This is a genomic window from Luteitalea sp., from assembly GCF_044337415.1.
GTDB lineage: Bacteria > Acidobacteriota > Vicinamibacteria > Vicinamibacterales > Vicinamibacteraceae > Luteitalea.
Genome location: NZ_JBIINP010000294.1, coordinates 1 through 4,142, shown reverse-complemented (window position 1 = coordinate 4,142; position 4,142 = coordinate 1). Strand labels below are relative to the sequence as shown.

General features: G+C 69.2%; 6 protein-coding genes. 2 read left to right on the top strand and 4 right to left on the bottom strand.

Annotated features, from left to right (window positions below):
- Positions 1–93: 93 nt before the first annotated feature.
- Positions 94–765 (bottom strand): class I SAM-dependent methyltransferase, encoded by a 672-nt coding sequence (locus ACIRDX_RS21185; RefSeq protein WP_396627423.1) that lies wholly within the window; start codon positions 763–765, stop codon positions 94–96.
- A 151-nt stretch (positions 766–916) separates the two neighbouring features.
- On the opposite strand from ACIRDX_RS21185, the gene ACIRDX_RS21180 reads away from it, so the two are divergent.
- The gene (locus ACIRDX_RS21180) at positions 917–1,891 is read left to right on the top strand and encodes a TerC family protein (protein WP_396627422.1); all 975 of its coding nucleotides are present in this window, start codon (positions 917–919) and stop codon (positions 1,889–1,891) included.
- A gap of 117 nt (positions 1,892–2,008) precedes the next feature.
- Here ACIRDX_RS21180 and ACIRDX_RS21175 read toward each other — a convergent pair whose 3' ends face one another.
- Genes ACIRDX_RS21175 through ACIRDX_RS21165 form a run of 3 tightly spaced genes read right to left on the bottom strand, consistent with a single transcriptional unit; the run spans position 2,009 to position 3,826 of the window.
- A complete protein-coding gene (locus ACIRDX_RS21175) occupies positions 2,009–2,431 on the bottom strand; it encodes a GNAT family N-acetyltransferase (protein WP_396627421.1) in 423 nt (140 codons plus the stop codon).
- A 52-nt stretch (positions 2,432–2,483) separates the two neighbouring features.
- Positions 2,484–3,176, bottom strand: a complete 693-nt coding sequence (queC, locus tag ACIRDX_RS21170; protein ID WP_396627420.1) for a 7-cyano-7-deazaguanine synthase QueC — start codon at positions 3,174–3,176, stop codon at positions 2,484–2,486.
- Positions 3,173–3,826: a radical SAM protein gene (locus tag ACIRDX_RS21165; protein WP_396627419.1), complete on the bottom strand. Its 654-nt coding sequence runs from the start codon at positions 3,824–3,826 to the stop codon at positions 3,173–3,175. Before ACIRDX_RS21165 ends, queC begins: the two co-directional genes overlap by 4 nt.
- 47 nt (positions 3,827–3,873) lie before the next feature.
- Here ACIRDX_RS21165 and ACIRDX_RS21160 point away from each other — a divergent pair.
- Positions 3,874–4,142: DUF72 domain-containing protein (locus tag ACIRDX_RS21160; protein ID WP_396627418.1), on the top strand; the 269-nt coding region annotated here is incomplete at its 3' end.

Below are 4,142 nucleotides of genomic sequence, written 5' to 3'. Positions count from 1 at the left end.
AGGAGGGCGGGATCGTCGTAGTAGAGGCGGGTGGTCACGGTCACAGGCTACAGCCTACAGGCTACAGGCAGCCTGTGGCCTGCAGCCTGTGGCCTATTTGACCCTGAACAAGAGCAGATGCTGCCAGGGCAGTGAGTCGACGCGCCTGTCGAGCACGAGGCCCTCGGCGCCGAACTCCTGCTCGGCCTGCTTCACGCTCATCTTGTGTTCCTCGCGGATCGGCACGTCGCGGTCCTCCTTGCGGAACTCGACGATCGCGATCCGGCCCCGCGGCGACAGCGCCGCCTTCATCGCGCGCAGGACGCGCTGCGGGGAACCGAGCTCGTGGTACACGTCCACCATCAGGATCAGGTCGACGGCGCCGGTCGGCAGGCGCGGGTCCTCGGGCGTGCTGCGCACCAACTCGATGTTGGTCAGGCCAGCCTTCTTCGCCCGGCGGCCCACCATCTCGAGCATCTCCGGCTGGAGGTCGACCGCGAGCACCTTGCCGGTCGGGCCAACGGCGCGGGCGATGCGCTCGGTGTAGTAGCCGGATCCCGCCCCGAAGTCGGCCACGACCATGCCCGGCTCCAGCCGCAGTTCCTTGATGGCGAGGCTTGGGCGCTCCTCTGCCTCGCGCTCCGGCCGCTCAAGCCAGGGGGCGCCTTCGTGCCCCATCACGCCGGCGATGATCCGGCCCGACACGGGGTGGGCCGTGCCGGCCTGGGCGAACAGCAGCACGCCGGCAGCGAGGTAGATGCCGGCGCCGAGGGCAAGGGTGCGCAAGCGCGACCGCGACATGCCCGATATGACGCTCCACCCCGCCGGTTTGGCTTCAGGCCGCCCCTGCCCATCGGCAGTGCACCCGACCGCGGCCCGGACGGCGTCCTAGGGGCGTGACGACGCCCTGCGAGTTGCGGCCGGGAGTTTTGCACACGTGACCGACCCGCTGGTCTGGATCGGGTTCAACGTGTTCGTGCTGGCGATGCTGGCACTCGACCTGTTCGTCTTCCACCGCGAGGCCCACGAGGTCAACCTCCGCGAGGCGGCCGCGTGGAGCGTTGTCTGGGTCCTCGTGGCGCTGGCGTTCAACGTCGGACTCTACGCCCTGCAGGGGCCCGACGCCGCCCTCACGTTCCTCACGGGGTACCTGATCGAGAAGGCGCTGTCGGTCGACAACATCTTCGTCTTCGTCCTGATCTTCAGCTACTTCAAGGTCCCTTCGCGCTACCAGCACCGCGTCCTGTTCTGGGGCGTGCTCGGCGCCCTCGTCATGCGCGGCGTGATGATTGCCGCCGGCGCCTACCTGATCGCGCAGTTCCACTGGATCGTGTACGTGTTCGGCGCGTTCCTCGTGTTCACCGGCCTGCGCATGGCCACCCAGGACGAGCACGCGATCGAGCCGGAGTCCAACCCGGTGATCCGGCTCATACGGCGGTTCGTGCATGTCACGTCCGAGTACCGCGGGCAGGCGTTCCTCGTACGAGAGCCCGATGCGGCGGGCGTGATGCGGTGGGTGGCCACGCCGTTGTTCGTGGTGCTGGTGCTCGTCGAGACTACTGACCTGATCTTCGCCGTCGACTCGATCCCGGCCATCTTCGCCGTCACGCAGGACCCGTTCATCGTCTACACGTCGAACGTCTTCGCGATTCTCGGCCTGCGGGCGCTCTACTTCCTGCTGGCCGGCGTGGTCCACAAGTTCCACTTCCTGAAGCTGGGCCTCAGCGCGATCCTCGTGTTCGTGGGCGTGAAGATGCTGATCGTCGACCTCTACAAGGTGCCGATCGGCGTGTCGCTCGGGATCATCGCCACGACCCTTGCGGCGTCGGTCGTCGCCTCGCTGCTGTTCCCGAAGGCCGTCGCCGCGCACGACCCCATGAAGAGCAGTTCAGACTCCACAATTCAGAATTGAGGATCTGCCGGCACGGCACACGCAGTGCGGGTCGAGAAGAACTGTGGCGGAGCCCGCTGCGCCCTTCATTCTGAACTCTGAATTCTGAATTGCGGCGCCTGTACCCGCCAGGCGCCGCTACAGGTCCAGCACGAAGTGGTACGCGCTGATGCGCATGCGGTGACGCAGGTAGAACCGGTGCGCGTCGTGCCGTTGCACGCCCGAGTCGAGCTCGAAGGCCGCGCAGCCCTGCTCGCGGGCGTACGCGACCAGCCAGTGCAGCAGCGTGTCGCCGTGGCCCTTCGACCGCTCACCCTCGTCGGTCACGAGGTCGTCGACGTAGAGCACGAGGCCCTCCTTCAACTGCTCCAGCAACCGGAAGCCCGCCACGGCCACCACACGGCCGTCGACCGCGTGCACCACGAGCCGCAGGCCCAGGCGCTCGGCGGCGCGCACGCGCTCGACGAAGCCGGCCTCATCCAGGTTCGGCCGGAGCTGACGCATGACGGGAAACGCCGAGGCGATCTCGGCGTCGGTGACGGCGAAGGTGGTGGTCGTCATCACGGATCGGGAATCGGGAATCGGGAATCGGCAGTCGGGAGTCGGGAGTGGGTCAGGCGCCGGCGAGGGCCGGGTCCGGCAGGCCGGCGTCGGCGAAACCGCGTGCCCGGAGCTGGCAGCTGTCGCAGCGGCCGCACGAGCGTCCCTCCGGCGTCGGCGCGTAGCACGAGTGGGTGAGGCCGTAATCGAGGCCCAGCGCCGCGCCGCGCCTGATGATGTCGGCCTTGGTCAGGTGCTGCAGCGGGGCGTGGATCCGCAGTGGACGTCCGCCGACGCCCGCCGCCGTCGCGATCCGCGCCATCGTCTCGTAAGCCGCGATGTACTCGGGGCGGCAGTCGGGATAGCCCGAGTAATCGAGGGCGTTGACGCCGATCACGATGTCGGAGGCGCCGACGGTTTCTGCCCACGCGAGCGCCAGCGACAGGAAGATCGTGTTGCGCGCCGGCACGTACGTGCTCGGGATGTCGTGGGCCTGGCTCACGTCGCGATCGAGTGGCACTGCGCCCGCGCCGGTCAGCGCCGACTGCGCGATCTCGCGCAGGTCGAGGTCCAGTTCGACGTGCCGCTCCACACCGAGGGCCGCGGCCGCCCGACGCGACGCCTCGATCTCCTGCGGGTGGGTCTGCCCGTAGCGCACGGTGAGCGCGAACAGCCTGAACCCCTCCGCCTTCGCGATCGCGCCGGCGGTGTACGAGTCGAGCCCGCCGCTGAGCAGCAGGATGGCCGGGGGGGCAGGCGTGGTCATACGCGGCGCGCCGCCGGTTCCCACACGTACTTGTGCTGCTGCAACTGCAGCCGCACCGGCAACCGGCTCTCGAGGATCCACGCCGCCAGGTCGGCCGGTGGCACCAGCCCCCACGCGGGCGAGAAGTGCACGGCGCCGCAGCGGGCCGCGAGGTCGTACGTCGTGACCACGTCGCGCGCGTACTCGAAATCGAGCCGGTCCGCGATCACGAACTTGACCTCGTCGCGCGGCGTGAGCAGGTCGAGGTTGGGCCAGTGCATCCGCTCGGACTCGCCGCTGCCCGGGCACTTCACGTCGACGATGCGGTGGACGCCGACCGGGACGTCGCCGATGGGCATGTGGCCGCCCGTCTCGATCAGCACGGTGTAGCCGGCGTCGAGGAGCTGCTGCATGAGCGGGATCGCCTGCTTCTGCAGCAGGGGCTCCCCGCCGGTCAGCTCGACGAGCGGCAACCCGATCGTCCGCACCTCCGCCAGCACCTCCTCGACTGCCTGCTTGCGCCCTTCGGTGAAGGCGTACACGGTGTCGCACCAGCGGCAGCGCAGGTCGCAGGCCGTGAGCCGCACGAAGGTGCACGGCTGGCCCGCGAAGCTCGACTCGCCCTGGATGGACGGATAGATCTCGGTAATCGTCAGGGCAGGGGCGGACATGGGAGGATCGAGCAGGGTGCGGCCGGTCCGCACAGCGAATTGTAGCAATGGCCGAGCGCGTCCCGCTGATCCAGGTCGGCACCTCAGGGTGGCACTACCCGCGCGGGCGCGGGGCGTGGACGGGCATCGTGTACCCGCCGCCCCGGGCGCGGGGTGGCGCCGACGAACTCGAGTGGTACGCGCAGCGGTTCCGCACGGTGGAGGTCAACGCGTCGTTCTACCGCGATCTCGACCCGGCGATGACGCAGCGCTGGGTGGCGCGGACGCCCCCGGGCTTCGAGTTCGCGGTGAAGCTGCACCAGCAGTTCACGCACCC

Bases quoted from the DNA above. Each gene is read 5' to 3' on its own strand.
- ACIRDX_RS21175 (WP_396627421.1), bottom strand. From the start codon at position 2,431: ATGACGACCACCACCTTCGCCGTCACCGACGCCGAGATCGCCTCGGCG.
- ACIRDX_RS21165 (WP_396627419.1), bottom strand. From the start codon at position 3,826: ATGTCCGCCCCTGCCCTGACGATTACCGAGATCTATCCGTCCATCCAG.
- queC (WP_396627420.1), bottom strand. From the start codon at position 3,176: ATGACCACGCCTGCCCCCCCGGCCATCCTGCTGCTCAGCGGCGGGCTC.